General features: G+C 67.7%; 25 protein-coding genes. 13 read left to right on the forward strand and 12 right to left on the reverse strand.

Translation table 11 applies throughout. From position 1 onward, the window contains the following. Positions 1-5 precede the first annotated feature (5 nt). Positions 6-902 carry an SDR family oxidoreductase gene (locus tag IEX71_RS06670; protein ID WP_188836198.1) on the reverse strand — a complete coding sequence of 299 codons (897 nt, stop codon included), beginning with the start codon at positions 900-902 and terminating at the stop codon, positions 6-8. Between the two features lie 114 nt (positions 903-1,016). On the opposite strand from IEX71_RS06670, the gene IEX71_RS06675 reads away from it, so the two are divergent. Beyond that, the gene (locus IEX71_RS06675; protein WP_188836199.1) at positions 1,017-1,583 is read left to right on the forward strand and encodes a TetR/AcrR family transcriptional regulator; all 567 of its coding nucleotides are present in this window, start codon (positions 1,017-1,019) and stop codon (positions 1,581-1,583) included. Here the strand turns inward: IEX71_RS06675 and IEX71_RS06680 are convergent, their stop codons facing one another. After that, a complete protein-coding gene (locus tag IEX71_RS06680; RefSeq protein ID WP_188836200.1) occupies positions 1,584-1,940 on the reverse strand; it encodes a hypothetical protein in 357 nt (118 codons plus the stop codon). 183 nt (positions 1,941-2,123) lie between these two features. Here IEX71_RS06680 and IEX71_RS06685 point away from each other — a divergent pair, with 183 nt between their 5' ends. Beyond that, on the forward strand, positions 2,124-4,181 hold the full coding sequence (locus tag IEX71_RS06685; protein ID WP_188836201.1) for an ArnT family glycosyltransferase: 2,058 nt from the start codon (positions 2,124-2,126) through the stop codon (positions 4,179-4,181). A gap of 14 nt (positions 4,182-4,195) precedes the next feature. Then, on the forward strand, positions 4,196-5,080 hold the full coding sequence (locus IEX71_RS06690) for a dolichyl-phosphate beta-glucosyltransferase (RefSeq protein WP_188836202.1): 885 nt from the start codon (positions 4,196-4,198) through the stop codon (positions 5,078-5,080). Between the two features lie 58 nt (positions 5,081-5,138). Here the strand turns inward: IEX71_RS06690 and ligD are convergent, their stop codons facing one another. From ligD to IEX71_RS06705, 3 genes are all read right to left on the reverse strand, one after another. Further along, positions 5,139-6,110, reverse strand: a complete 972-nt coding sequence (gene ligD, locus IEX71_RS06695; RefSeq protein WP_188836203.1) for a non-homologous end-joining DNA ligase — start codon at positions 6,108-6,110, stop codon at positions 5,139-5,141. A gap of 105 nt (positions 6,111-6,215) precedes the next feature. Further along, a complete protein-coding gene (locus IEX71_RS06700) occupies positions 6,216-6,737 on the reverse strand; it encodes a gamma carbonic anhydrase family protein (protein ID WP_188836204.1) in 522 nt (173 codons plus the stop codon). A gap of 50 nt (positions 6,738-6,787) precedes the next feature. Further along, a complete protein-coding gene (locus tag IEX71_RS06705) occupies positions 6,788-7,498 on the reverse strand; it encodes a LuxR C-terminal-related transcriptional regulator (protein WP_188836205.1) in 711 nt (236 codons plus the stop codon). 150 nt (positions 7,499-7,648) lie between these two features. Between IEX71_RS06705 and IEX71_RS06710 the strand changes: the two genes are divergently transcribed. Beyond that, on the forward strand, positions 7,649-7,924 hold the full coding sequence (locus IEX71_RS06710) for a GlsB/YeaQ/YmgE family stress response membrane protein (RefSeq protein ID WP_188836206.1): 276 nt from the start codon (positions 7,649-7,651) through the stop codon (positions 7,922-7,924). A gap of 91 nt (positions 7,925-8,015) precedes the next feature. Here IEX71_RS06710 and IEX71_RS06715 read toward each other — a convergent pair whose 3' ends face one another. Then, positions 8,016-9,593, reverse strand: coding sequence for an ABC-F family ATP-binding cassette domain-containing protein (locus tag IEX71_RS06715; RefSeq protein ID WP_188836207.1), 1,578 nt, complete (start codon positions 9,591-9,593; stop codon positions 8,016-8,018). A gap of 211 nt (positions 9,594-9,804) precedes the next feature. Here IEX71_RS06715 and IEX71_RS06720 point away from each other — a divergent pair, with 211 nt between their 5' ends. Continuing rightward, positions 9,805-11,598: a long-chain-acyl-CoA synthetase gene (locus IEX71_RS06720; protein WP_188836208.1), complete on the forward strand. Its 1,794-nt coding sequence runs from the start codon at positions 9,805-9,807 to the stop codon at positions 11,596-11,598. A gap of 211 nt (positions 11,599-11,809) precedes the next feature. Here the strand turns inward: IEX71_RS06720 and IEX71_RS06725 are convergent, their stop codons facing one another. Further along, complete coding sequence (locus IEX71_RS06725; protein ID WP_188836209.1) at positions 11,810-12,553, reverse strand: histidine phosphatase family protein; 744 nt, start codon at positions 12,551-12,553, stop codon at positions 11,810-11,812. A 228-nt stretch (positions 12,554-12,781) separates the two neighbouring features. On the opposite strand from IEX71_RS06725, the gene IEX71_RS06730 reads away from it, so the two are divergent. After that, on the forward strand, positions 12,782-13,201 hold the full coding sequence (locus IEX71_RS06730) for a hypothetical protein (RefSeq protein ID WP_188836210.1): 420 nt from the start codon (positions 12,782-12,784) through the stop codon (positions 13,199-13,201). 25 nt (positions 13,202-13,226) lie between these two features. Here IEX71_RS06730 and IEX71_RS06735 read toward each other — a convergent pair whose 3' ends face one another. The 3 genes from IEX71_RS06735 to IEX71_RS06745 all read right to left on the reverse strand — a co-directional run bounded on the left by IEX71_RS06735 (position 13,227) and on the right by IEX71_RS06745 (position 15,917). Next, entirely contained in the window at positions 13,227-13,499 is a 273-nt protein-coding gene (locus IEX71_RS06735) for a hypothetical protein (protein WP_188836211.1), read from the reverse strand. Between the two features lie 81 nt (positions 13,500-13,580). Beyond that, positions 13,581-14,843 carry a fatty acid desaturase family protein gene (locus tag IEX71_RS06740; protein WP_373284576.1) on the reverse strand — a complete coding sequence of 421 codons (1,263 nt, stop codon included), beginning with the start codon at positions 14,841-14,843 and terminating at the stop codon, positions 13,581-13,583. A gap of 18 nt (positions 14,844-14,861) precedes the next feature. Further along, positions 14,862-15,917, reverse strand: a complete 1,056-nt coding sequence (locus tag IEX71_RS06745; protein ID WP_188836212.1) for a ferredoxin reductase — start codon at positions 15,915-15,917, stop codon at positions 14,862-14,864. Between the two features lie 95 nt (positions 15,918-16,012). Here IEX71_RS06745 and IEX71_RS06750 point away from each other — a divergent pair, with 95 nt between their 5' ends. From IEX71_RS06750 to IEX71_RS06765, 4 genes are all read left to right on the forward strand, one after another. Then, the gene (locus IEX71_RS06750; RefSeq protein WP_229749530.1) at positions 16,013-17,284 is read left to right on the forward strand and encodes a PucR family transcriptional regulator; all 1,272 of its coding nucleotides are present in this window, start codon (positions 16,013-16,015) and stop codon (positions 17,282-17,284) included. A gap of 76 nt (positions 17,285-17,360) precedes the next feature. Continuing rightward, a complete protein-coding gene (locus IEX71_RS06755; protein ID WP_188836213.1) occupies positions 17,361-17,765 on the forward strand; it encodes a VOC family protein in 405 nt (134 codons plus the stop codon). A 71-nt stretch (positions 17,766-17,836) separates the two neighbouring features. Continuing rightward, a complete protein-coding gene (locus IEX71_RS06760; RefSeq protein WP_188836214.1) occupies positions 17,837-18,772 on the forward strand; it encodes an alpha/beta fold hydrolase in 936 nt (311 codons plus the stop codon). Between the two features lie 120 nt (positions 18,773-18,892). Continuing rightward, positions 18,893-19,504: a hypothetical protein gene (locus tag IEX71_RS06765; RefSeq protein ID WP_188836215.1), complete on the forward strand. Its 612-nt coding sequence runs from the start codon at positions 18,893-18,895 to the stop codon at positions 19,502-19,504. On the opposite strand, the gene IEX71_RS06770 is transcribed toward IEX71_RS06765, so the two are convergent. Then, the gene (locus IEX71_RS06770) at positions 19,491-20,360 is read right to left on the reverse strand and encodes a hypothetical protein (protein WP_188836216.1); all 870 of its coding nucleotides are present in this window, start codon (positions 20,358-20,360) and stop codon (positions 19,491-19,493) included. The genes IEX71_RS06765 and IEX71_RS06770 overlap by 14 nt on opposite strands. 104 nt (positions 20,361-20,464) lie before the next feature. On the opposite strand from IEX71_RS06770, the gene IEX71_RS06775 reads away from it, so the two are divergent. After that, positions 20,465-22,132, forward strand: a complete 1,668-nt coding sequence (locus tag IEX71_RS06775) for an FAD-binding dehydrogenase (protein ID WP_188836217.1) — start codon at positions 20,465-20,467, stop codon at positions 22,130-22,132. Then, positions 22,132-22,632, forward strand: a complete 501-nt coding sequence (locus IEX71_RS06780) for an NUDIX hydrolase (protein WP_188836218.1) — start codon at positions 22,132-22,134, stop codon at positions 22,630-22,632. The genes IEX71_RS06775 and IEX71_RS06780 overlap by 1 nt, the downstream gene beginning before the upstream one ends. A gap of 122 nt (positions 22,633-22,754) precedes the next feature. Here the strand turns inward: IEX71_RS06780 and IEX71_RS06785 are convergent, their stop codons facing one another. Beyond that, complete coding sequence (locus tag IEX71_RS06785; protein ID WP_188836219.1) at positions 22,755-22,904, reverse strand: GPGG-motif small membrane protein; 150 nt, start codon at positions 22,902-22,904, stop codon at positions 22,755-22,757. 224 nt (positions 22,905-23,128) lie between these two features. On the opposite strand from IEX71_RS06785, the gene IEX71_RS06790 reads away from it, so the two are divergent. After that, positions 23,129-23,884: a class I SAM-dependent methyltransferase gene (locus IEX71_RS06790; RefSeq protein WP_188836220.1), complete on the forward strand. Its 756-nt coding sequence runs from the start codon at positions 23,129-23,131 to the stop codon at positions 23,882-23,884. Positions 23,885-23,886: the final 2 nt, after the last annotated feature.

Raw genomic sequence — 23,886 nt, forward strand, 5'->3', positions numbered from 1 at the left:
CCGGGCTACACCTCGAAGTACGCGCCGGCCTTGATGTCCTCCAGCAGTGTCGGGCCGGTGGGTTCCCAGCCCAGCAGTGCCCGGGTCTTGTCGGACGAGGTGGCCCCCTCCATCCCGAAGAATCGGCCGATGAAGCCGAAGTGTGAGATCGCGTGGTCCGGATCGATCGAGACCACAGGCAGATCCAGGCCCGTCCCGATGGCTTCAGCGATGGCTTTCGTGTCGACCCCGATCTCGGCGACTGCGTGCAGCCGCGCTCCTGCCGGTGCTCGTTCCAGCCCGAGTCGCACCAAGCGTGCGGCATCTCGCACGTGCACTGCGGCCCACCTGTTGGTGCCGTCGCCCACATAGCCGGACACGCCGGTCTTGCGGGCGGCCGCGACGATATAGGAGATGAAGCCGTGGTCGCCGGTGCCGTGCACGGTCGGTGCGAAGCGAGCCGCAACCGCCTTCACTCCGTGATCGACGAAGTCGAAGGCGCGGTTCTCGGCGCCGCCGCGCATCGAGTCGGGCCCGATGTGCGGGCTGGCGTCGTCCTCGGTGGCTGGACGGCCTTGCACCAGGCCGGCGACGCCCGACGCGAAGACGAAGGCACGGTCGCTGCCCGACAGTGCCTCGCCGATGGTCTCCACCGCGGAGCGCTCAGCGGCAGCGGAGGCCGCAGGGTTGGCCCAATCATGTTTGTTGGCAAGGTGAATGACGCCCTCGGCTGCGTCCGCGCCCTTGCGGATGGAGTCCAGGTCGTCGAGGTCGCCGCGCAATACCGTCACGCCCTTGGCTTCGAGTCGTGCGGCGGAAGTGTCGGAACCCGCCAGACCGGTCACGTCATGTCCGGCGTCCAGCAGATCGTCGACGGTTGCGGAGCCGATCCAGCCGGATGCCCCGGTGACGAATACGCGCATGGGTGGGTCCTCCCTGAGGATGAGCGACTCGCCGAGCCGGCGAGTGATGTCATTAACTGACATCACCAACTGTACACCTGGGTGTCAGTGACTGTCATCAGTAAGATCGCACGTATGGCGAGATGGCAACCCGGAGCACGAGAGCGACTGCAGGCGACCGCCCTGCAGTTGTTCGCCGATCACGGTTTCGAGCAGACCACCGTCGCGCAGATCGCACATGCCGCCGAGTTGACCGAGCGCACCTTCTTCCGGCACTTCGCCGACAAGCGCGAGGTGCTCTTCGCCGGACAGGAGGACTTCCTGGATCTGTTCACCGATCCGATCGACGAGGCGCCGGCAGGCACTCCGGCATACGAGCTCATCCGGCGATCGCTGGACGGAGCCGGTGGGTTCTTCCCGGACGAGCGCCGCCCGTTCGCTCGGGTGCGGGCGTCGATCATCGGCACCGAGCCGGCGCTCCAGGAGCGGGAGCTGGCCAAGCTCGCGGCGCTGAAGGTACGTCTCGGGGAGCTGTTCCGCGAGCGGGCGATCGAGGAGCCGGCTGCAACCCTCGCGGCCGAGGCCGGCGTGACGATCTTCCACCTGTCGTTCCAGCAGTGGATCGCCGAAGGTGAGCAGCGCAGCATGTCCGAGATCGCGCGAGAGCGGCTCGACGCGATGGCCGCGCTCGTCTCCGCCTGATCAGTTCGGCGCGCCGGGCGCTTGCTGACCGCTGCCCTGACCGCTGCCCTTACCAGGGGGAGCCATGCCGCCTTGTTGCTGCTGCGTCCCGTTCCCACCGTCCGTGTTTCCGGGGGCCTCGAAACTGCGGGCGTTGCCGATGCCGCCACCGCCCATGCGTCCACCCACGCCGCCGCCGGAGCCGCTGGCGACTGTCGCGGAGGCGGTGATCGCGCCGGCCGAGGAGAGCCCGATCGCGAGCGCGGCCACCACAGCCGTCTTCTTCCCGGACCAGCGTGGTTGCCGTAACACCGGTGCGGTTGCGTCGCCGGCGTCGCCGTCGGCCGGCATGGGCTGATCGGGGTGCTCCTGCGTCATACTGCGTCCTTCCCTGTGAAGTCTGAGATCCGTTGTCGCAGAGAACGATTCCGATGATGGCTGTGGGCTGTCTTTGAGTCCAGGCTGGGACACCTGGCAAGTCTGCGTACTTCCTGAACGCTCACGGGCCGCCCAGGTGACGCCCACAGCATGGCCATAAGCACGATCGCCACGGTTCATCTCATGGATTCAGCGACCGCACACTTGCGGACCTCAGATCAGGCTGTCCGCAGGGAAGGCCCGGGCGATGCCATGCGCTCGGGTGCGTCTGCGGGCCATGGCCGGCTCACTCGTCTGTGGCGCGGCCACCCGGACGACCCGTCCTGGGCGAGGCCCTCGATGTGCGGGGTCCTCGCCGCGACGGCGGTGATCTACTTCTACAACCTCACGGCCAGCGGTTGGGCGAATTCCTTCTATTCCGCTGCGGCACAAGCGGGTTCGGTGAACTGGGAGGCGTTCTTCTTCGGCTCGTCCGACGCCGCCAACTCGATCACCGTCGACAAGCCCCCGGCAGCACTGTGGGTGATGGCCCTGTCGGTCCGGGCGTTCGGACTCAACTCCTTCGCGATCCTGCTGCCGGAAGTGCTGATGGGCCTCGCAACCGTCGGGATCGTCTACTCGATGGTCCGCCGCCACTTCGGCGCAGCGGCCGGTCTCCTGTCGGGCGCGGTGCTCGCGCTGACTCCGGTGGCAGCGTTGATGTTCCGCTTCAACAACCCGGACGCGCTGCTCGTGCTGCTGATGACGCTCGGAGCCTGGGGGACGATGCGGGCAGTCGAGAAGGGCTCGATCAAGTGGATGGCGCTGGTGGGCATCTTCCTCGGCTTCGGGTTCTTGACCAAGACGTTCCAGGTCTTCCTCGTCATCCCCTTCGTCGGGATCGCCTATCTCGTCGCGGCCCGGACGACGCTGAAGCGTCGGCTGCTCGGGCTGGGCGTAGGCCTCGGCGCGATGATTCTCGCGGGTGGCTGGTGGGTGCTCATCGTGCAGCTCGTGCCGGCCAGTGCTCGGCCGTACATCGGTGGGAGTCAGGACAATTCGTTCTGGAACCTCACATTCGGTTACAACGGCTTCGGCCGGCTGAGCGGCAACGAGACCGGCTCAGTCGGCGGCGGCGGTGGACCTGGTGGTGGAAGCGGCGGCGGTATGTGGGGCGTCACCGGCATCACCCGCATGTTCGGATCCGAGGTCGGCAGTCAGGTCTCCTGGTTGCTGCCCAGTGCACTGATCCTGCTCGGTGCCGGGATCGCGTTCCGCGGCAGGAGTCCTCGCACCGACCTGCGTCGAGCGGCATACCTCGTCTGGGGTGGCTGGCTGCTCGTGACCGCCCTGACGTTCTCCTTCATGGCCGGCATCTTCCACCAGTACTACACGGTGGCCCTCGCGCCCGCGATCGCCGCGGTCGTCGGCATGGGTGCCACGGAGGCCTGGGAGCGCCGGCACCACGCCGTCGGCTCGATCACCCTGTCCGTCGCGACGGCGGCAGCCGCGACCTGGTCTTTCATCCTGCTCACCCGGGTGACTGCGTACGGTGACTGGCTGCGGGCCTCCGTCCTGGCGATCGGTATGGCGGCGGCGTTCCTCCTCCTCGCCCTGAACTGGTTGCACCACAAGGCGATTCCGCTGGTGCTGGCCGGCGCCATCGCAGCAGGACTGGCCGGGCCGGCGGCATACACCTGGAGCACGGTGAACTCCACGCACACCGGATCCATCCCCGCCGCCGGACCCGGCGGGATGGGTGGCATGGGCGGCGGTGGTGGCGCTCCCGGCGGCGGTCGAGGCAACGTTCCGGCTGTACGCGACGGAGCAGCACCGGGGGGTGCCACGCGTGGTGCGGGCGGCGGTATGGGTGGTCTCCTCGACGCGAGCACACCGAGCACTGCGGTCGTCAGCGCGCTGGAATCCGGCGCCGGTGACTACACCTGGGTCGCTGCGGCGATCGGCAGCAACAACGCGGCCGGCCTGCAGCTGGCGACCGGCAAACCGGTGATGGCGGTCGGAGGTTTCAACGGCAGCGACCCGTCGCCGACCCTCGCGCAGTTTCAGAGCTATGTGAAGGCGGGCAAGATCCACTACTTCGTCGCAGGCGGGGTTGGTGGCGGCGGTGGCCGGTCGAGCGGCTCCGGCTCGCAGATCTCCTCGTGGGTGACCGCGCACTACAAGAAGGTGACGATCGGGGGATCGACCTTCTATGACCTCACCCAGCCGACCAGCTCCTCGAGCTCGTCATCGGCCAGCTGACACGGAGCCGAGCAATGAAAAGTATTCAGACACAACAGACTCCGGGTGAGTACGCAGCCGGTCAGATCGTGCTGGAGATGGTCATTCCGGTGCACAACGAGCAGCACGTTCTGGAGGCGAGCGTCGAGACCGTATGGCGGAGGTTGCGCGACGAGTTCCCCTACCCGTTCCGCATCACCATCGCCGACAGTGCCTCGACGGACGGCACCCTGCTGGTCGCGCGCCGTCTCGCCTCCACCCGGCCCGAGGTCCGGGTGCGCACGATGGATCGCAAGGGGCGGGGTCTCGCACTCAAGCATGCGTGGCTGGGCTCGGACGCACTCGTGCTGGCATACATGGACGTCGACCTGTCCACCGATCTCGGTGCGCTCTTCCCCTTGGTGGCGCCGTTGTTGTCGGGGCACTCCGACGTGGCGATCGGCTCCCGGCTTGCACACGGGTCTCACGTGGTGCGCGGGTTGAAGCGCGAATTCATCTCTCGCAGCTACAACTTCATCCTGCATTGGTCGCTGCGGACCGGGTTCACCGATGCGCAGTGCGGGTTCAAGGCGATCCGCAGCGACGTCGCCCGTGAGCTGCTGCCCCTGGTCGAGGACGAGACGTGGTTCTTCGACACCGAGGTGCTGGTGCTCGCGGAGCGGTGCCGACTGCGGATCCACGAGGTGCCGGTCGATTGGTATGACGACCCCGACAGCCGAGTGCACATCACCAGCACGGCCCGTGACGACCTGCGTGGCGTATGGCGGCTGAGCCGCTCGCGTCGAGAGCGGGACCCGGAGATCCGGAACCTTCGAAAGGCACTGGGAAGGCTCGGGATCGAAGACTCGGCACGTTCCGATCAGGCACTCGGTCAGGCGGCCGAGCAGCCGGTCCCGGAGGCGGTACAGCTGGCCGAGTGACGGCGTGGCGGGTCGGGTAGCTCGGGGGAGTCCGGCCCGCCATCGTCGTTGGGCGTGGTCAGGTGTCCTCGGGCTCGGGAGGCTCTTCGGCTCCCTCGCGTTCGTCTCGCTCCGCCCACTCCAACAACGTGTCGAGCCGGAACGCCTCGTCGTCGATGCCTTCGGTGAGGTCGCCGCGCTCGGCATACCGCGGCGGGACGGTGGCGATGGTGCACTCCTGCGGCTCGATGTCGTCGAGCTCGCCCCAGGTGAACGGCGTCGACACGGTACCCGCAGGGTTGCCTCGCACGGAATAGGCGGCGGCGATCGTGTGGTCACGAGTGTTCTGGTTGTAGTCGACGAAGACCATGCTCGGGTCGCGGTCCTTGCGCCACCAGGTGGTCGTGACATCGTCCGGCATACGCCGCTCGACCTCCCGGGCGAACGCCAGCGCCGCCCGACGGACGTCCTGGAAGCCCCACTCCGGCTCGATCCGCACGTAGACGTGCAGGCCGGATCCGCCGGAGGTCTTCGGGTAGCCGGTGATGCCGAGTTCGTCGAGCAACTCGTGTGTGACGTGCGCGGTGCGTCGCACCCGGTCGAAGCCCGCATCAGGCATCGGGTCGAGGTCGATCCGCCACTCGTCCGGCCGCTCGACGTCGAAGCGCCGGGAGTTCCACGGATGGAACTCCACGGTCGACATCTGCACCGCCCAGATCACCGCGCCGATCTCGGTCACGCACAACTCGTCCGCCGTGCGGTTCCACCGAGGGAAGTGGATATTGACTGTTTCCAACCAATCCGGCGCACCTCGGGGGACTCGCTTCTGGTGCACCTTCTCCCCGCCGATGCCGGTCGGGTAGCGGTGCAACATGGTCGGCCGGTCACGCAGTGCCCGGACGATGCCGTCCGCGACCGACAGGTAGTAGTGCGCCAGGTCGAGCTTGGTCTCGCCGCGCTCGGGGAAATAGACGCGGTCCGGGTTCGAGATGCGGATCGTGTGTTCGCCGGCTGCTACCTCGGCGGCGGGTTTGCTGCCCTTGGCTGCCATGCCGCCAACCTACTGCCCGTCGTCGCCTTCCGCTGCTGCTCCGAGCGCAACGCCATCTTGTGCAACCCATCGGTTGCACAAGGTCTCGTCTGCTCTGGTGGAGGCTCAGTCCACGACCTCACCCGCAGCGTGTATGCCGGCCAGGTCGACATACGCCGCGCCATTCAGCTCGATGCCGCCACGCTCCTCGTCGGCCAGCTCGCGGCGGACCTTGGCCGGCACTCCGGCCACCAGTGATCCGGCCGGAACCTGCATCCCCTCGGGCACGACCGCGCCGGCAGCGATCAACGAACCCGCCCCGATGACAGCGCCGTTGAGCACCCGCGATCCCATGCCGATCAGGACGTCGTCCCCGACCGTGCAGCCGTGCAAGGTGGCGTTGTGCCCGACAGACACGCGCTCGCCGACGCGCAGCGGGCTGCCCGGATCGGCGTGCAGCGAGCAGTTGTCCTGGATGTTGCTGCGCGCCCCGACGCTGATCGACTCGATGTCGCCGCGGACGACGGCGCCATACCAAATGCCGACCTCGGCGCCGAGCGTCACGTCACCGACCACGGTGGCGTTGGGGGCTACCCATGCCGACTCGTCGACCGTGGGCGTCATGTCCTGGATGCGGATGATCGTCATCGCGCCAACGTATCCGCTCCCGGTGAGATCCCCGGCGCGACGAGAGCGGCTCAGTCCTCCGTCTTCGAAGCCGGGTCTGTCGTGACGGTGGTCCCGTCACCGTCGCGCCATGCGTCGAGGCGGTGATGATCGGGCCTGAACCCGTGGGCGATGCCCCAGAGGACCGCCTTCGTCCGACTGGTCACGTCGATCTTGCGGTAGAGGCTGCGGATGTACGACTTGATCGTGTTCGGGCTCAGATAGGTCAGCGACGCGATGTCGGCATTGCTTCGCCCCTGGGTGATCAGGGCGAGGATCTCCGACTCACGATCGGTCAGGCCCTCGAGACGTCCCGGCCAGTCGAGTCCCGGGTCGCTGTGGACGAGTGGCGGCGGGTCACTGATCACGACCTTCCCGGCGTGCACCGCCTCGAGCGCGTCGACGAGTTCAGCTGCCGGAAGGGTCTTCGACAGGTAGCCGTCCACGCCGCGCCTGCGTGCCGACGCGATCAACTCGGGATGAAAACTCCACGTATAGACGACCACGCGCCGTGCCCGCGGGCTGTCCACGAGCAGGTCGATCTGGCCGGTGTCGGCCTCGCCCTGGGCGAACGAGTCGTAGAGGGCGATGTCGACGTCCTCGACGAGGGGTCGGTTGGTGTCGATCTCGGTGATGACGACCCGGTCGCGGTAGTCGTCGAGCATGTGCGCCAGGCCACCGAGGACGATGTCGTAGTCGTCGATCAGGGCGAGCCGGATGGGCTCGGTCACGCGTGGAGGCATTGCCGGAGAGTAACCGCCTTTGGGGTGTGCCACACCACCATTGACGGTGAAAACCTTGTCCGTCGGGCCAACTCGGCCCGGCGGGGGTCTTCAACACAGTGGACTGCGTCACCACGGGGTCCGCTCACACCTGGAAAGCGAAATCTCACCATGCTCGGTCTCATCATCAGTCTGATCGTCATCGGCCTCATCGCCGGTGCGGTCGCCCGACTGCTCGTGCCCGGACGCCAGAACATCGGCATCCTCGCGACGATCGTCTTGGGCATCGTCGGTTCCTTCATCGGCGGTTTCCTCGGCTACCTGATCTTCCACAAGGACTCCCAGAGCGGCTTCTTCCAGCCGTCCGGCATCATCGGCTCGGTCATCGGCGCGATCATCGCGTTGCTGATCTACCTGCGCATGGGCAGCCGCCGGACCGTGCGATGACGGACGACGTCTGACACGACACGGACCCGGTCACGAGCCGACCACCGCATCAGGGGTGTGGTGGTCGGCTCGTGTCATGCGGCGGCACGACTCACGCAGGCTGCAGATGTATGGCGCGGCCGGTCCAGCGTCGCCGGATCCACCGGTCGTGGCTGGCGAGTATGACGGTGACCGGGCTCGCGCTCAGCGCCTCCTCCAACTCGTCCACCAGCGCGAGAGACAGGTGGTTCGTGGGCTCGTCGAGCAGCAGCAGGTCCGGTTGGCGCGCGATCAACAGCGCCAGCTCGACCCGACGTTGCTGGCCGAGGCTGAGCTCCCCGACCGGCCGACCGTGGTCACGCGGATGCAGCAAGCCCAGTGAGGACAACGAGATTCGCGCATCCACCTTCTCGAAGAGGGCGGTCGCTGTCGCCGTCCGATCGGGGAGAGCGACGTCCTGGGTCAGCAGTCCGACCTGCCGGGCACGTACCTGGACGTCACCGGAGGAGGGCAGGCGCCGCCCGGCGATCACGTCGAGCAGGGTCGACTTGCCGGCGCCGTTCACGCCCGTCACCAACAGGTGCTCTCCGGGTGCGACGTCGAGCCGGTCGCACCGCAGCCGGCCGGACACCGCGATATCCCGCACCATCACGCTGGCGATCGGCTGCCGGTCGAACGAGCCCGAGAACTCCATCACCGCAGGCGGTTTCGGGATGCGCTCGCGTTCCAGCAGCTCAATGCGTTGCTCGGCGTTGCGGCGCCGTCTGCTCACCGTCGCCTGCACGCGTTGGCCCTTGAACCCGTAGATGAACTTGTCGTTGTCGCGCGGGCCTCGATTGTGCGCGATGTCGGTGTTGGTCGTGCGTGCGGCGGCCCGCAGTGCGTTGAGCTCCTCCTGCTGTGCCTCGAACTCCTCCTGCCAGCGGCCGCGGGCAGCGCGCTTCGCGTCGAGATAGTCGGTGAAATTGCCGGTGAAGAGCCGGCCGCCGCGCCCGTCGGTGCCGAAGTGCGACGGGTCGAGATCGACGATGGCGGTGCACACCCGGTCCAGGAAGACCCGGTCGTGCGATGCCACCAGCGTGGCACCGCCCATCGAATTCAGTTCCTGCTCCAAGAAGTCCAGCGCTTCGTCGTCGAGGTGGTTGGTCGGCTCGTCGAGCAGCAACACCTCCGGCCGGCGGGTCAGCAGCGCGGCGAGCGCCAACCGTGAGCGTTCGCCCCCGGACATCGACGCGACCGTTCGGCCCTTGGCGATCGCGTCCAGTCGGAGCCGGTGGGCAGCAACCTCGGCACGCCGGTCCGCGTCCCATGCGTCGTGCATCATCGCCCAGTCCAGCAGCCGTGCGTACTCGTCGGCGGACTCCGGCCGGTCGTCGAGTTGTGCCGCGAGCGCCTCCATGCGGGCGACGCCCTCGTGCAACGGCGCGAGAGCGTCATACAAGACCTGGGCGACGGTGGCCGACGGGTCCAAGCCGCTGTCCTGGCTGTAGTAACCAAGGTCGTCCGGCACGTGGACAGTGCCACCGTCGGCGTCCTTCCGGCCGGCGGCGACCTCCAGCAGGGTCGATTTGCCGGAGCCGTTCTGGCCCACCAGGCCCACGGTCGCACCGGGTATGACGGACAGGCTGACACCGTCCAAGACGCGCCGATCGGCATACGAACACACGAGATCAGTGATCTGCAAAGACATGAGAGTTCCGTTCCACGATGTGTGGGAACACTCGCGGGGCAGTTGCCACGGGCGCGAGCGATGGCGGATTCAGCTCTTCATGGTCCGGATACTCTGACACGGGTCGCAGCGACGGACAACCGGATTAATCCTGGCGGACAGACGAACGCGCGGTTACTCGTGGGTATCGTGGAGCCGACCGGAGCCGAGGGAACAGCTACAAGGAGTCCGAATGAGTGCACAGACCCGGCAGCGCGTCAGCCTGCTCGACCTTGGTAAGGGGGCGCTCGGCATCCTGCCGGACTTCCCGTTGCTCGCCAGGGAGGCTCCCGGTCTGCTGCTGCGCAAGCCCACGGCCAAGAACTCCCTCGGGCTGATCTTCCAGAAGAACGCCGCGCGTCACCCGGAGCGGCCGTTCGTCAAGGGTGAGGGCGACGACGGGAACATCCGCACCCTCACCTATGGCGAGGCCAACTCGATCGTCAACCGCTACGCGCACGTGCTGCAGTCGCGCGGCGTCCATCGCGGCGACGTTGTCGGCCTGATGGCGCACAACGGCATCGACAACCTCCTGGTCATGCTGGCGACGGTCAAGCTCGGTGCGATCTCCGGTCTGCTCAACTACAACCAGCGCTCCGATGTGCTGGCGCACAGCCTGGGCATTCTCGGCGCTCGCGTGGTCGTCGTAGAGGACTCGTGCACCGACGGCTTCGCGACCGCGGGCGACACCGCCCGCTCGCAACAGCTCCTCACGTTCACCGAGTTGCGGGAGGCAGCCGCCTCGCAGGCCGACGACAACCCGGCCGCGTGTGAGCAGATCGTCGCGCACGAGAAGGCGTTCTACATCTTCACCTCCGGCACCACCGGAATGCCGAAGGCGTCGGTGATGAGCCACTTCCGCTGGCTGAAGTCCTACAGCGGTCTCGGCGCCCTCGGCGTCCGCCTGAAGTCGACCGACACGATGTACTGCCCGCTGCCGCTCTACCACAACAACGCGGTCACGGTCGCGCTCGGCGCGGTGCTGGTCAGCGGCGCCTCGATGGCGATCGCGCCGAAGTTCACCGCCACCCGTTTCTGGGACGAGTGCATCCGGTATGACGCCACGGCCTTCGTCTACATCGGCGAGCTGTGCCGTTACCTCCTCGCCCAGCCGGAGAAGCCGGTCGACCGGCAGCACAAGGTGCGCGTCATCGTCGGCAACGGGCTGCGCCCGGACATCTGGGACGACTTCCAGGGCCGCTTCGACATCGAGCGGATCGCCGAGTTCTACGGCGCCAGCGAGTGCAACATCGCGTTCATCAACGCCTACAACCTCGATCAGACCGCCGGCACCTGTCCGCTGCCCTACAAGGTCGTCGCCTACGACATCGAGACCGGCGCCGCGGTGCGCAACGGCAAGGGCCGGTTGACCAAGGTGAAGAAGGGCGAGGTCGGGTTGCTGCTGGCCAAGGTCACCGACCGGGCGCCGTTCGACGGCTACACCGACGACGATGCGACCGAGGCCAAGCTGCTGCGGGGCGGTTTCAAGGACGGCGACGTCTGGTTCAACACCGGTGACCTGGTACGCGATCAGGGCTTCACCCACGTCGCGTTCGTCGATCGGCTCGGCGACACCTTCCGCTGGAAGGGCGAGAACGTCGCCACCACCGAGGTGGAGGGCGCGATCGACGAGTTGCCCAGCGTGGACGACGTCACCGTCTACGGCGTCGCGGTGCCCGGCACGGACGGCAAGGCCGGTATGGCGGCAGTCGTCCTCCGCGAGGGTGCATCCTTCGACGGCCCAGCAGTTTTCGAGCACCTCGCGACATCCCTGCCGTCATACGCGATGCCGTTGTTCATCCGGATCACCGACTCCCTGGAGCACACGTCGACCTTCAAGAGTCGCAAGATCGAGCTGCGCAACCAGAGCTTCGAGCGACCCGGCGAGGACACCGTCTACGCGCTGACCGACGCCGCCGGCGGCTACGTCCCCTACTACGAGGGCTACGCCCAGGACGTCGTCTCCGGCAAGTACCCCCGCGTCTGACCGCACTCGACTGATCTCGTAGCAACGAGCAACGAGCAACGAGCAACGAGCCGCGTGCCCAGATCGCCGAGAGGACAGGAAACACACTGAGAGGACATGGAATTCGGCCTGAATATGGCTGAATTCCCTGTCCTCTCGGTACATAAGCTGTCCTCTCGGCGAGACGGGGTCTGCTCGGCGGGAGGATGCCCGCTCGGCGAGAGGGAGCCCGTCAGCGGGCGGTGACGAGTTTCGCTTCCGGTAGGTGGCCGATCTCGTTGTAGGTCAACAGCTGCGGCAAGCCGTCCTTGTCGAGGACCAACCGCGTGACGCCGGAGTTGTAACCGGCCATCGACGTCGCCCGCCAGATGCTCTCGATCGCCAGGTCGTTGGTCCCCGGGCGCTCCGGGTCGCGCACGTCGCGGTCCCACGGCTCGCGGACCAGGATGCGCGCGACGATCCACGAGATGAGTCCGACGCTGGAGACAACCAGCGTCGACTCCGCCTCGTCCTCGAGCAGCGCTGACATCGCCGTGCGCACCCGCGTGTCGAAGGCGGCGAAGCTCTCGGTGTAGTCGTCGTCGTGCTCGCCGCTCGCCCACCGGGCGATCGCGTGGGTGAACATGTCCTCGAACGCCGCCCGTGGCCGCAGCGTGCGCACCATGTCGGCCTTGAGCACCAGCATGTTCTTGTATGCCGGCTTGAACGCGTTGATGACCTGCACGTGGTCCAGCTCGTTCCAGGCCGGATCGACGTCGGTCGGCGTGACCCAGCCCGCGGCGACGCAGATGCCCGCGGCGGTCTGGCGTTGCCGGTTGAGGCTGCCGCTGACGATCCGGTCCGGCCTGAAGTCACGGGTGCTGAAGAACTGGCCGAGCAGTCGCGACTGGGTGCGCCCGAGGTCGCTCAGCTGGTCGTAGTCGCTCTTGCCGAACGACGCCTGACCGTGTCGCACCAAGAGGATCGAACGTGGCATGGCATCAACCTAGCTGGGGTCCCCGCGAAGTATCGCCGGGGGAGCGGAGCGGCGGAGGTGAACTCCGGGGGGGGTGGCACGCTGGGTACGTGTCGGTCCGTTTCGGCACACCCCGGCGGGGTAGCCGCAGCGACAATCCTGGCCATGGCTGGCTGCGGTAGTCAGGGCAACGGCGCCGCGCCGGGCTCGGCTCCGACATCGTCCTCGTCCGATCACCGAACGCCGGGCATGAGCGCACGTCTCAGCCTGCCGGAGAGTTCACTGCGCGCCGGCGGAACGGTGACCGCCCAGCTCATCGTGCAGAACAACACCGGTCACGCGCTGCATTTCATCGGGTGCGGCGCACCGTTCCAAATTCTCCTGAGTGGGCCGGATGACAAACCGACACCCGCTTGGGCAGGGTGTGCGACGAGGATGACGGTCCGGGTCGGCACCTCGACGTATCGGGTGCCGGTCAAGGCGACATACAACGCCTGCACGTCCGACGGTGGGAACGGAACGCCGGCCTGCGGCAGCGACGGCAAGCCGCCGCCGCTGCCTGCCGGCGATTACGTGGTCACCACGTATGCGGTCAGCACGAAGCTGCCCGTGCCGTCCGAGGCGTCGCTCACCGTCGTTCCTCAGGGCACGGATCCCGCGAGCGCTTGACGTGCTGTGGCGCGCGAGGTCACGCTCAACTCGATCGAGTGAGACTGCCGTCCTCGCCGACGACGAGACGCACCGAGGCCCGCGGCTCGACCGGCAACGAAGCCGGTCCGGTCGCAGAGGCGGAGTGATGTGCCGTGGCCGCACGCGCACCGGCGGAGCCCGCGGTCGCGGCCTGCGCGGCCGGAGTCGCGCCGGCGCCGACGATCAGGATCGCGGCGCTGCCGAGCACAGCTCGGCCCGCGCGACGCAGGAATCCGGAGGAGTCGTCATTCCGCAGAAGAGCGCTGGTGGTGTTCATGCGGACCACTCAACCGACCGCCCGTATGGGCGACCTGTGTGAGCTCTATGCCGGCCCGATGGGGCCCGAGCGTGTCGCCGGTCAGGCGGTGCGGGGCGGCGGCTTCGGCAGCGCGAGGCGTGCGAGGCGGCGCTTCTCCTTGTTGGGGGAGTAGACGGCCTTGACGGTCTCCCACTTGTTCTCGTCCGGCAGCGCCAGCTGGCAGATCTTCTTCCAGGTCTGGAAGAGCTGCTTGGGCAACGGACCCGTGGTGTAGGGCAGGCCGTACTTGCGGCATACGGCGCGCATCTTCGGAGCCACCTCGATGTAGCGGTTCGAGGGCAGGTCCGGGAAGCAGTGGTGCTCGATCTGGTGCGACAGGTTGCCGGTCAGGATGTGGAACAGCTTGGAGCCGGACAGGTTGGCCGAGCCGAGCATCTGGCGGATGTACCAGTCACCGCGCGTCTCACCGTCGATCATCTCCTCGGTGAAGACCTCGACACCGTCGGGGAAGTGCCCGCAGAAGATGACCGCGTGCGCCCACACGTTGCGGATGCAGTTGGCGGCGACGGTGCCGGCCAAACCGCGTTTGAAGGAGTTGCCGACCAGCAGGCCGGCTGCGGGAGTGGCGATGTAGTCCTTGGCGACCATCCGGATCGCCTTCTTCTTCAAGGCCGCAAGGTCGGAGTCGAACTCCTCCTTGGTCTTCAGGTTGGCCTTGACCATGTCCCACTCGAGGTCGTATGACGCGATGCCCCACTCGAACAGCGGCGACAGCGCGGCGTTGACGATCGGGTTGAAGATGTCGCGCGGCTGCCACGGCTGGTCGTCGCTGACCCGCAGGATGTTGTAGCCGACGTCACGGTCCTTGCCCAGCACGTTGGTCCAGGTGTGGTGGATGTCGTTGTGGGTGTGCTGCCAGCCGCGGGCCGGCGCCACGAAGTCCCACTCCCAGGTGGTGGAGTGGATGTCGGGGTCGCGCATCCAGTCCCACTGACCGTGCAGCACGTTGTGCCCGATCTCCATGTTCTCCAGGACCTTGCAGAGCGCGATCGCGCCGGTGCCGATCGCCCAGCCGGTCTTGCTCTTGCTGAAGGCGAGGGTGATGCGACCGCCGGCGTCCAGGCCGCGGGCGATGCGGATCACCCGGCGGATGTATGCCGCGTCGGAGGCGCCGCGTTCGGCGATGACCTCGTCCCGGATGGCGTCCAGCTCGGCGCCGAGCTGGTGCACCTGCTCATCGGAGAGGTGCGCGGCCTCGGCGGGCCGCACCAGCGGCGCGCCGGTCGTGGGCAGCACCCCCGTGCGCTTCTTGGGCGCAGTGGTGGTCTCGATGGTCTCGGTGGTCTCAGTCGTCAGGGTCACGAGCTTCAGGGTCCTTGATCAGATGTCGAGGTGGCAGGTCCCGGCGGCAGCCGAGATGCAGGTCTGGATGAGGTCGCCTTCGGTGTCGTTGATCTCGCCGGTGCGCAAGTCGCGCACCTGGCCGGACAGTAGCGGAGTGAGGCAGGTCCGGCAGATGCCCATCCGGCAACCACTCGGCATCAGCACACCCGCTTCTTCGCCGACCTCGAGCAGGGGGGTGCTCGCGTCGGCCTCGACCTCGCGGTCGGACTTCTCGAAGATCACCGTGCCACCGTTGCCGCTGACTTCGGTGAGCTTGGCGGTTTCGAAGCGTTCAACGGTCAAACTGCCGGGAAGGTTCGCGTCCCGCCAGAGATTCTCGGCGTTGTCCAGCATCGCGGCCGGGCCACAGACGTAGGTCTTGCGACTGCGCCAGTCGGGGCACAGGGCGTCGATCTCGGCCACCGAGCCGAAGTCGATGCGGCCGTCCTCAGCCGTGTAGCGATGCACGACGTGGAAACCGTCGTGCCGGTCCGCGAGGTCGCCCAGTTCCTCGCCGAACAGAGCGGATTCGCGGTCGTGCGCAGAGTGGATCAGCACGACGTCGGCGTCCGCGCGCTTGGGCAACAAGGTGCGGATCATCGACATCACCGGGGTGATGCCGCTGCCGCCGGTCAGCATCAGCAACGGCCGTGGCCCGGTCGGCAGCAGGAACTCGCCCTGCGGCGGAGCCAGGAAGAAGATGTCGCCGACATGGGTCTCGTGCGCCAGATGAGCCGAGACCTTGCCGCACGCCGTGACGGTGATCTCCGGGTCGCCGCCGGCCGGAGCGGACAGCGAGTAGGAGCGCCATTGGCGCACGCCGTCGATCTCCACACCGATGCGCGCCCACTGGCCCGCATCGTGCGAGGACCAGCCGTCGCCGGGCCGGAACGCGATCGTTGTGGACTGCGCCGTCTCGGGCCGCACCGCCGTCACCACGCCACGCAACTGGCGGGCGGAGGACAGCGGGTTGATCAGCGCGAGGAAGTCATGTGGCGGCGCAGGATGCGTGAACACAGAGGCAGCGCGCATCGCGACCGACTTCAAACCCATGGCACCTACTGTAATTGGCTTGGCGCGCTCATTCATCCGTCCCGGGCCTACAATGAGAACCACAGTTTTAGCGCACGAGCACAAAAGGCTCTGGTATGACGACCCGACACCCCGACCGAGAGGCAGCCGACGGATCGGCTGATGAGGTGGGGCGCGGCCGGGATGCGACCCCGCGCCGAACCCTGATCGGCTCCGAGATGCCGTGGTCCGCGCTTCCCCGGGACGTCAGTGAACTGCTCTCGGAGTCGTTGCCGGAAGTGGTCGAGGAGATCGTCTCTCGCATTCCCCAGGAGGTGCCCGAGTACTCCCGCCCCCTGGAAGGCGAATTCGGCACCGCCGTACGCCGCGGCGTCGAGATCGCGCTCGGTCGGCTGTTCGTCGACCTGCCCGGCCGTGACGAGCCCGCGCTCATGCCGGACACCCGCGCGGTCTATCGGCAGATCGGCGTGGGCGAGGCTCGCACCGGTCGCTCGCTGGAGGCACTGCTGTCGGCATACCGGCTGGGTGCGCGAGTGACGTTCCGTGCCGTCTCCGCGATCACCGACCGGGTCGGTCTCGAGCCGCGGCTGATGCTGCCGCTGGGAGAGTCGATCTTCGTCTACATCGACGAGATCTCGGCGGCCAGCATCGAAGGGTTCACTGAGGAACAGTCACGCCAGGTCGGCGAGCGCGACCGGCGACGCGAGTCGCTGCTGCGCAGGATGCTGGCCGGCAACCTGCCGGAGGTCGAGGCTCGCCGGCTGGCCGGGCGGGCCGGCTGGCCGATCCCGGCGCGACTGGTCGCGGTGGTGCTGCCGAGCGAGGACGGCGAGGGCCTGCGCGCCGCGCTGGGGGACGACGCGTTGATCAGTGGACGCACCGGTGAGGTCGTCATACTGCTACGCGCGCCGGAGTCCTCAGCCGAGCGCGACCGGCTGGCCACGAAGTTGGGTGGCCGGCCGGCCTGGGTCGGGCCGGTTCGCCCATGGGACAAGGCCGAGGAGTCCTACCGGGCCGCAACCGTCGCGGCGGCATCACCTGCACTCGCGCGGGACGGAGCCGGTGTCCGGTGGGTCGACGACAACCTGACCGCGATCGCGCTGCACGCGGACCCGCTGGTGATGGCCGCCCTGGCCGCCCGCTGCCTGGAACCCATGTCGCAGCTGCGGCCCGAGCAGCGTGACCGGCTCGCCGAGACCCTGCTGGTCTGGCTGAAACATCGCGGCGAGCGCGGCCGGATCGCCCAGGAGCTGCACGTGCACCCGCAGACCGTCGGCTATCGGCTCGGCCAGCTGCGGGACGTCTTCGCCGACGACCTGGACGACGCCGATCGTCGGTTCGAGCTCGAGCTGGTGTTGCGGGCGGGACATCGCCCGGCTCCCGACTGACGCGTGGACGTGTTCGACAGGTCGGACAGCGGGAAGGTAACTACTGATCGGATGACCCAGGAGGAGATGAGCAGCGATGGCACTGCGATGGGACAGCCTGGTGGTCGACTGTGGCGACCCGGAGAAACTCGCGCGCTGGTGGGCGAACGTCCTCGGCTGGCGGGTGGTGCTGGACACGGACGAGGAGGTGGTGATCGCTCCCGAGCACGCCACCGGTTCGGGTCCGATGTCGGCAACCGAGTGGCGCACGCTCGGCCCGGTGATCGTTTTCGGTGTCGGCGTGGACGAGAAACAGGTGAAGAACCGGCTGCACATCGATCTCGCGCCGCACCTGTCCGACGACCGCGACGCCGAGATCGCGCGGCTGCTCGAACTCGGGGCGACCCATGTGGACATCGGGCAGACCGAAGACCTGCCGTGGACGGTCCTGGCGGACCCGGAGGGCAACGAATTCTGCGTGCTCAGCGCACGCGAGCGTTGAGCAGGGCCCTGTACCGAATCGTGTCCTACGCCAAATCCCACGGCCGCCTCCGGTCTCGTAGGTTGGTGGCCGTGACCACAGCGAAACTTCGTGAGCGGTATGTCGATCTCGACGGTGTCCGCGTTCATTACGTGACGGAGGACGGGCCCAAGGACGGCCCGCGTTTCGTCCTGGTGCACGGCCTGGGTGGTTCCTGGGCCAATTGGGCCGACGTCATGCCGTCGCTGGCCGAGCGTGGTCGCGTCGTCGCACTCGATCTCGGTGGTCACGGGCTCACCCGGACGTCGCCCGAGCAGTCGACGGTCACGGCCAACCTGCAGTTGCTGCGTCGTTTCGTGCTCAGCACCTGCGAGGACCGCCCTGCCGTCGTCGTGGGCAACTCGATGGGCGGGTTGCTGGCAGCGCAGCTCGCCGCGCTGGACAAGCGAGCAGTCGCCGGAGCGGTGTTGATCGATCCCGCCATACCGCCGACGCCCGTGGGTCGTCCGGACCCGATGGTGCTCGTCGGGTTCGGCATCAGCGCCATGCCGGTTGTCGGCCCGCGGATGCTCGCCGGTCAGGGGAAGCGAGTGCCGGTGGAGAAGCAGGTCGAGTTCACCATGCGGCTGGTGACCTCCGACTTCGACCGGATCAGCCCCGAGCTCTACAAACTGCACCTGGACGAAGCGCTCCAGCGACCGGACCGTGTCGGCAACACGGACGCGCAATACTTGTCGGCGACCAAATCGCTGCTCTGGCAACTGTTTCGGCGGGGGCGCTTCGCCCAGCAGATGCACCGGATCATCCAGCCGACGCTGCTGTTGCACGGCGCACAGGATCGTCTCGTGCACGTGCGGACCGCTCGCGCGCTGGCCGCTGCGCACCCGCACTGGACGTATGTCGAGGGCGCCGACAAGGGCCACACGCCGATGCTCGACCACCCTGAATGGGTCGCCGACGAGATCCTTCGCTGGGCCGATTCGCACCCCGCTGCGATCGCGCGAGGGGCGCTCTCCGCCGGGGCATGAGCGATCGCAGCGAACGACGTCTGAGCGCAGGGCAACGTCGAGACCCGAGGAACAAGGGGATCGCGGTGACGAGGGTCACGCGATTTGGAAACTGACAGAATCCCCGGGCATTCTGTTGCGATGCGCACTACCCAGGCCCACGCCCGTCGACTGAGCGTCGTCGCTGCCGCTGCATGCGGTGTCGTCGCACTGAGCGCCTGCTCCGGCGGCGACTCCACGGGTGCCTCTACCTCCCCCGCCTCCTCGAGCACCGCGACGACCTCGTCGTCGACGACCTCCAGCAGCGCACCGTCCGCCAGCCGTTCGGTGATGAACAGCGCGAGCTCGTCCTCGAAGTCGGCCTCGTCCTCGAAGTCGTCCAAGCCGTCGTCGTCCAGCAGCGCGAAGAAGAGCACCAAGCCCGCGGTCAAGACGGACCCGGTCGCCGCCTGCAAGACCGCCAACACCAAGAGCAACGCCGCGATCAGCCAGTGGAACACCGCGGTGAGCTCGCAGTCCAAGAGCAAGCTGGACGCGGCCGCCAAGAACTTCCGCACCACCGCCACCACGCTGCGCGGGCTGGAGAAGAAGGCCGGCCAGAAGAGCTTCACCGTGCGCGTCAAGGCCGTCGCCGGCGACCTCGACACGATGGCCGCCAACCGCTTCGCCGGCAAGACTGTCGACCCGTCGACATACAACACCGACTCGGAGAAGCTGCGTTCCTACTGCCAGAAGGTCCTCACGAGCCAGTAGTGCTGTCGGCTTCGGCCGCGTCGACGGACTCCTCGGCCGCTGTTCGCGCGGCCGACGCCTCCTCGGCTCGGGTGCGGGCCCGTTTTGCCGTCTGCCGGGCTGCCTTCAGCGCGCGCTCGGCAAGCTCGGCCGACTTCAGTGCCGCATCCTCAGCGCGTCGAGCTGCTGACAATGTGGTGCGGGCGTCGGCGAGACGCCGCTGCGCGGCCAGTCGCTCCTGCTCGGCGGAGCGTTCCGCCGCCTGCTGAGCCTCCTCCTTCGTGGGCTGGGTGGCGTCGTCCGTGGGCTCAGCAGCAGACGGTGCCGCGGTCGAGGCGGCGTCCGGTGCGCTCGCCTCGGGTGACTCGGCCGGCAGGGGAGCGGCCACGGCGTCGCTGAGGTCCACTTCTCCGAAACCGCTGTAGCGCAGGCTGTTCACCAACCGCCCGCTGCCTACGGCGTGCCCGGCGTCGGCGTCGGCCACTGCTGCGGTGAACGTGTCGGAGAGCTGCTCGCGCACGGACCCCGAGACCGGCTCGTCCGCTGAGTCGACGATGTCCTGCACCAGCCGGGTGATCAGCGAATTGCGCTCGGCGCTCAGGGATTTCATCGACTTCACGTCCAGCGTGGACTGCGCTCCGCGGAGCCGCCCGCCGAGGTCGAGGAGGTCGTCGATGCCCGACCTGTCGGGGTCGCGGCGGAACTGGTTGATCAGCGCCGCAGCTGCGGAGGGGCGACGCAGTTGCTTGATGCGGTCGGCGAGTTCCTTGTCTCCGGCAGCTCGCGCCTGCTTGGCCGCGGCGTCGCGCTGAGCGATGAACTCATCCGGGGGCCCGGCATACAACTGCTCGACAGTGGTGTCGAAATCGGCTGCCATGAGGCAAGTCAACAGCACCGGGCGACCGAGTCGCACGACTCACGCACCCCGGAAGCGGTACCGGCGGGTAGGTTGGTGCGACCTCGACTTCGAAAGGTGCACCCATGGATGCTGACGTGATCATCGTCGGGGCCGGCCTCGCCGGACTCGTCGCAGCGGGCGAGCTCGTGACCGCAGGCAAGAAGGTCATCATCGTCGACCAGGAGAGCGCGGCCAACCTCGGCGGGCAGGCCTGGTGGTCCTTCGGTGGCCTGTTCTTCGTCGACTCGCCCGAACAGCGCCGGATGGGCATCAAGGACTCCGTCGACCTCGCCTGGCAGGACTGGCAGGGCAGTGCCGGGTTCGACCGGCTGGACGACGAGGACAGCTGGGCCAGCAAGTGGGCGCGTGCGTATGTCGACTTCGCGGCCGGGGAGAAGCGCGCCTGGCTGAAGGAACGCGGCATGGGCTGGCTGGGGATCGTCGGTTGGGCCGAGCGGGGCGACGGCCGGGCGAACGGTCACGGCAACTCGGTGCCGCGCTTCCACATCACCTGGGGCACCGGCACGGGCGTGGTCAAGCCGTTCGTCGACACCGCGCTCGCCGCGGTCGAGACCGGACATGTGCGATTCCTGCACCGACACCGCGTTGACGAGTTGATCCGCGACGGCGCTGCGGTGACCGGCGTGCGCGGCCGGATCCTCAAGGAGGACAACGTTCCTCGTGGCGAGGAGTCATCGCGGGACGAGGTCGGCGACTTCGAGCTGAGCGCGCAGGCCGTCATCGTGAGCAGTGGAGGCATCGGCGGCAACCACGAGATGGTCCGCAAGTGGTGGCCGCAACGGTTGGGCACCGCGCCGCGAGAGATGATCACCGGGGTGCCGGCATACGTCGACGGCCGGATGGTCGAGATCACCGAGCAGGCCGGTGCGCGGACCGTCAATCGCGATCGCATGTGGCACTACGTGGAAGGCATCCGCAACTGGGACCCGGTGTGGCCGCAGCACGCCATCCGCATCCTGCCCGGACCGTCGCCGCTGTGGTTCGACGCGCTCGGGCGGCGGTTGCCGTATCCCTACCTGCCGGGTTTCGACACGCTCGGGACACTTCGGCACCTGCGGACGACGCCGGACCTGGCGCCATACGACCACTCGTGGTTCGTGGTGACCCAGAAGATCATCGAGAAGGAGTTCGCGCTGTCGGGCTCCGAGCAGAACCCGGACATCACGAACAAGGACCTGAAGCTGCTCGCGTCGCGGGTGCGCAAGGGCGCGCCGGGACCGGTGGAGGCGTTCAAACAGAAGGGCGCGGATTTCGTTGTCGCAGATGATATTTCGACTCTTGTCGACCGGATGAACGCGTTGACCCCGGAGCCGCTGCTGGATGCCACCAAGGTGGAGCAGCAGATCGTCGAGCGGGACCGCGAGGTGGCGAACCCATTCACCAAGGATGCGCAGTTGACCGCCATACACGGTGCGCGGCGCTATCGCGGGGACCGGTTGATCCGGGTCGCGAAACCGCACCGCATCCTCGACCCGGCAGCCGGTCCGCTGATCGGTGTCAAGCTGCACGTGCTTACCCGAAAGTCGTTGGGAGGCCTGCAGACCGACCTGCAGTCCCGGGTGCTCGACCCCGCTGGGCAGCCGATTGAGGGCCTGTTCGCTGCGGGCGAGGCTGCCGGTTTCGGCGGTGGCGGCGTGCACGGGTACAACTCGCTGGAGGGCACCTTCCTGGGCGGTTGCATCTTCTCCGGGCGGTCGGCCGGCCGCGCGGCGGCCGCGCAGGTGGGTTGATGGCCTCCGAGCAGATCGGACCGGTGCGGCGGCTCGGCCTGCGCCTCTTCCGGCTGGTGCCGTCGCCGGTCGTGTGGCCGTTCATCCGGATCGCATCGCCGACCTTCACGGTCGGAGCGGTGGCGCTCATCGAGTATGACGGGCGGCTCCTCGCGCTGCGGCAGAGTCACCGGCGTGGGGTGAGCCTTCCCGGTGGGTTGGTCGAGAAGGGCGAGCACCCTGCGGAAAGCGTCGCGCGAGAAGTGATGGAGGAGACCGGGATCCGCATCGACGCCGGCGACGTCATCGCGACCACGTTCGAGACGAAACTGCGGCACATCGACGTGCTGTTCCGGGTCACGTGCGACCGCGAGCCGGTGGTGGACGTCGGGAGCGAGGCGACGTCATACGAATGGCTGCCCCTGGACGATTGGACCGACGTGGACCGGGCCACGGCGCGTGTGCTTGCCGCGGTGCGCGCAGTGCACCACGAGCCACGGCCGGGGTCGGTGTTGGACTGACCGGTCGTCCACCCACCGGGCGTTTTGCGGACATGCGTGGGCCGCAGCACCCGTGGGGTGCTGCGGCCGCGTCCGGTCCGAGGCGTCAGAAGCCAAGTGGTGCTCTCCTGCGCCCCGCTCGATCAACGCCGCTTGATGACGCTCCAACCGCCGGGACCGACGGCGAGACCGACGACGATCAGCACGATGCCCAGAATGATGCCGCCCTTGATGAGGGTGACTATCCCGGCAATCACGAGAATGACTGCCGCGATCCACAACAGAAACGTCATGATCTGCTCCTTACGGCGGGGCCCGCACATGGCGACGTCCGCGGATGATGGTCGGCACGTTCCGACCGAGGCAGGAACACTTTCACGAACCTCATACCACTTCAAGCTTCTTCCACGGCCGACGAAGTGAATGTCGTTGTTGTCGTGCCGATCCGATGTCCTACCCCGCACCGCCCGAGAGAAAACGGTTGCCGGCGACGGGTCAGGTCACAATAGTCGTGCGAATGACGAACGAGAGGTCGCAGAGCTTCGGCGTCGCGGCCGCGGCATACGAGCGGTATCGACCGGAGTATCCGGCTGAGGTGGTCCAGCTCGTTCGCGAGTATGCCGGGCGTCCGATCGAATCGTCCCTGGAGCTCGGCGCGGGCACCGGCAAGGCGACCAGAGTGTTTGTGCGACAGGGCATTCCGGTCACAGCGAGTGAGCCGGACTCTGGGATGGTCGCGCAGTTGCAGCAGTCGGTTCCGGATGTGCCGACGATCACCGCGACGCTCGAGGCGCTACCTCGGGTCGAGCCGGTCGACCTGGTCTTCGTCGCTGCCGCCTTGCACTGGACCGATCCGGTCGGGCGTTGGGATCGGGTTGCGGACTTGCTCGTGCCCGGTGGCGTCTTTGCGAACTTCGGCGGCGCACCCGAGCTGGCGGATGCGGGGCTGGCAGCAGCCGTGGCGGCGGCCCAAAGGCCGTGGCTGGTCGATGATTCGCCGGCAGGACCGGTGGAGCTGTCCGACGACGGATTGCACTGGCCGGCAACCGAACTCGTGGCGGACCGGCGCTTCACCGATGTCCGTGAGCTCGTGGTCGAGCAGCGGTTGACACTGCGTGCCGCCGACTGGATCGGCTATCTGTCGACCGTCTCGGCATACCTCGTGCTGTCCGACGAGGACCGGGTCGCTGTGCTCGCGGCGATCCGTGACGTCCTGCCCGAGACGGTCGAACTCCTGGCCGACCTCACGGTGCACCTCGCCCGCCGGGTGTGAAG

This window comes from Flexivirga endophytica (genome assembly GCF_014640635.1).
In the GTDB taxonomy this organism is placed as follows: Bacteria; Actinomycetota; Actinomycetes; order Actinomycetales; family Dermatophilaceae; genus Flexivirga; species Flexivirga endophytica.

What these genes read in the sequence shown, in the direction of transcription:
- IEX71_RS06670 (WP_188836198.1), bottom strand. Translation starts at nt 902, where the DNA reads ATGCGCGTATTCGTCACCGGGGCATCCGGCTGGATCGGCTCCGCAACC.
- IEX71_RS06675 (WP_188836199.1), top strand. Translation starts at nt 1,017, where the DNA reads ATGGCGAGATGGCAACCCGGAGCACGAGAGCGACTGCAGGCGACCGCC.
- IEX71_RS06680 (WP_188836200.1), bottom strand. Translation starts at nt 1,940, where the DNA reads ATGACGCAGGAGCACCCCGATCAGCCCATGCCGGCCGACGGCGACGCC.
- IEX71_RS06685 (WP_188836201.1), top strand. Translation starts at nt 2,124, where the DNA reads ATGGATTCAGCGACCGCACACTTGCGGACCTCAGATCAGGCTGTCCGC.
- IEX71_RS06690 (WP_188836202.1), top strand. Translation starts at nt 4,196, where the DNA reads ATGAAAAGTATTCAGACACAACAGACTCCGGGTGAGTACGCAGCCGGT.
- ligD (WP_188836203.1), bottom strand. Translation starts at nt 6,110, where the DNA reads ATGGCAGCCAAGGGCAGCAAACCCGCCGCCGAGGTAGCAGCCGGCGAA.
- IEX71_RS06700 (WP_188836204.1), bottom strand. Translation starts at nt 6,737, where the DNA reads ATGACGATCATCCGCATCCAGGACATGACGCCCACGGTCGACGAGTCG.
- IEX71_RS06705 (WP_188836205.1), bottom strand. Translation starts at nt 7,498, where the DNA reads ATGCCTCCACGCGTGACCGAGCCCATCCGGCTCGCCCTGATCGACGAC.
- IEX71_RS06710 (WP_188836206.1), top strand. Translation starts at nt 7,649, where the DNA reads ATGCTCGGTCTCATCATCAGTCTGATCGTCATCGGCCTCATCGCCGGT.
- IEX71_RS06715 (WP_188836207.1), bottom strand. Translation starts at nt 9,593, where the DNA reads ATGTCTTTGCAGATCACTGATCTCGTGTGTTCGTATGCCGATCGGCGC.
- IEX71_RS06720 (WP_188836208.1), top strand. Translation starts at nt 9,805, where the DNA reads ATGAGTGCACAGACCCGGCAGCGCGTCAGCCTGCTCGACCTTGGTAAG.
- IEX71_RS06725 (WP_188836209.1), bottom strand. Translation starts at nt 12,553, where the DNA reads ATGCCACGTTCGATCCTCTTGGTGCGACACGGTCAGGCGTCGTTCGGC.
- IEX71_RS06730 (WP_188836210.1), top strand. Translation starts at nt 12,782, where the DNA reads ATGAGCGCACGTCTCAGCCTGCCGGAGAGTTCACTGCGCGCCGGCGGA.
- IEX71_RS06735 (WP_188836211.1), bottom strand. Translation starts at nt 13,499, where the DNA reads ATGAACACCACCAGCGCTCTTCTGCGGAATGACGACTCCTCCGGATTC.
- IEX71_RS06745 (WP_188836212.1), bottom strand. Translation starts at nt 15,917, where the DNA reads ATGGGTTTGAAGTCGGTCGCGATGCGCGCTGCCTCTGTGTTCACGCAT.
- IEX71_RS06750 (WP_229749530.1), top strand. Translation starts at nt 16,013, where the DNA reads ATGACGACCCGACACCCCGACCGAGAGGCAGCCGACGGATCGGCTGAT.
- IEX71_RS06755 (WP_188836213.1), top strand. Translation starts at nt 17,361, where the DNA reads ATGGCACTGCGATGGGACAGCCTGGTGGTCGACTGTGGCGACCCGGAG.
- IEX71_RS06765 (WP_188836215.1), top strand. Translation starts at nt 18,893, where the DNA reads ATGCGCACTACCCAGGCCCACGCCCGTCGACTGAGCGTCGTCGCTGCC.
- IEX71_RS06770 (WP_188836216.1), bottom strand. Translation starts at nt 20,360, where the DNA reads ATGGCAGCCGATTTCGACACCACTGTCGAGCAGTTGTATGCCGGGCCC.
- IEX71_RS06775 (WP_188836217.1), top strand. Translation starts at nt 20,465, where the DNA reads ATGGATGCTGACGTGATCATCGTCGGGGCCGGCCTCGCCGGACTCGTC.
- IEX71_RS06780 (WP_188836218.1), top strand. Translation starts at nt 22,132, where the DNA reads ATGGCCTCCGAGCAGATCGGACCGGTGCGGCGGCTCGGCCTGCGCCTC.
- IEX71_RS06785 (WP_188836219.1), bottom strand. Translation starts at nt 22,904, where the DNA reads ATGACGTTTCTGTTGTGGATCGCGGCAGTCATTCTCGTGATTGCCGGG.
- IEX71_RS06790 (WP_188836220.1), top strand. Translation starts at nt 23,129, where the DNA reads ATGACGAACGAGAGGTCGCAGAGCTTCGGCGTCGCGGCCGCGGCATAC.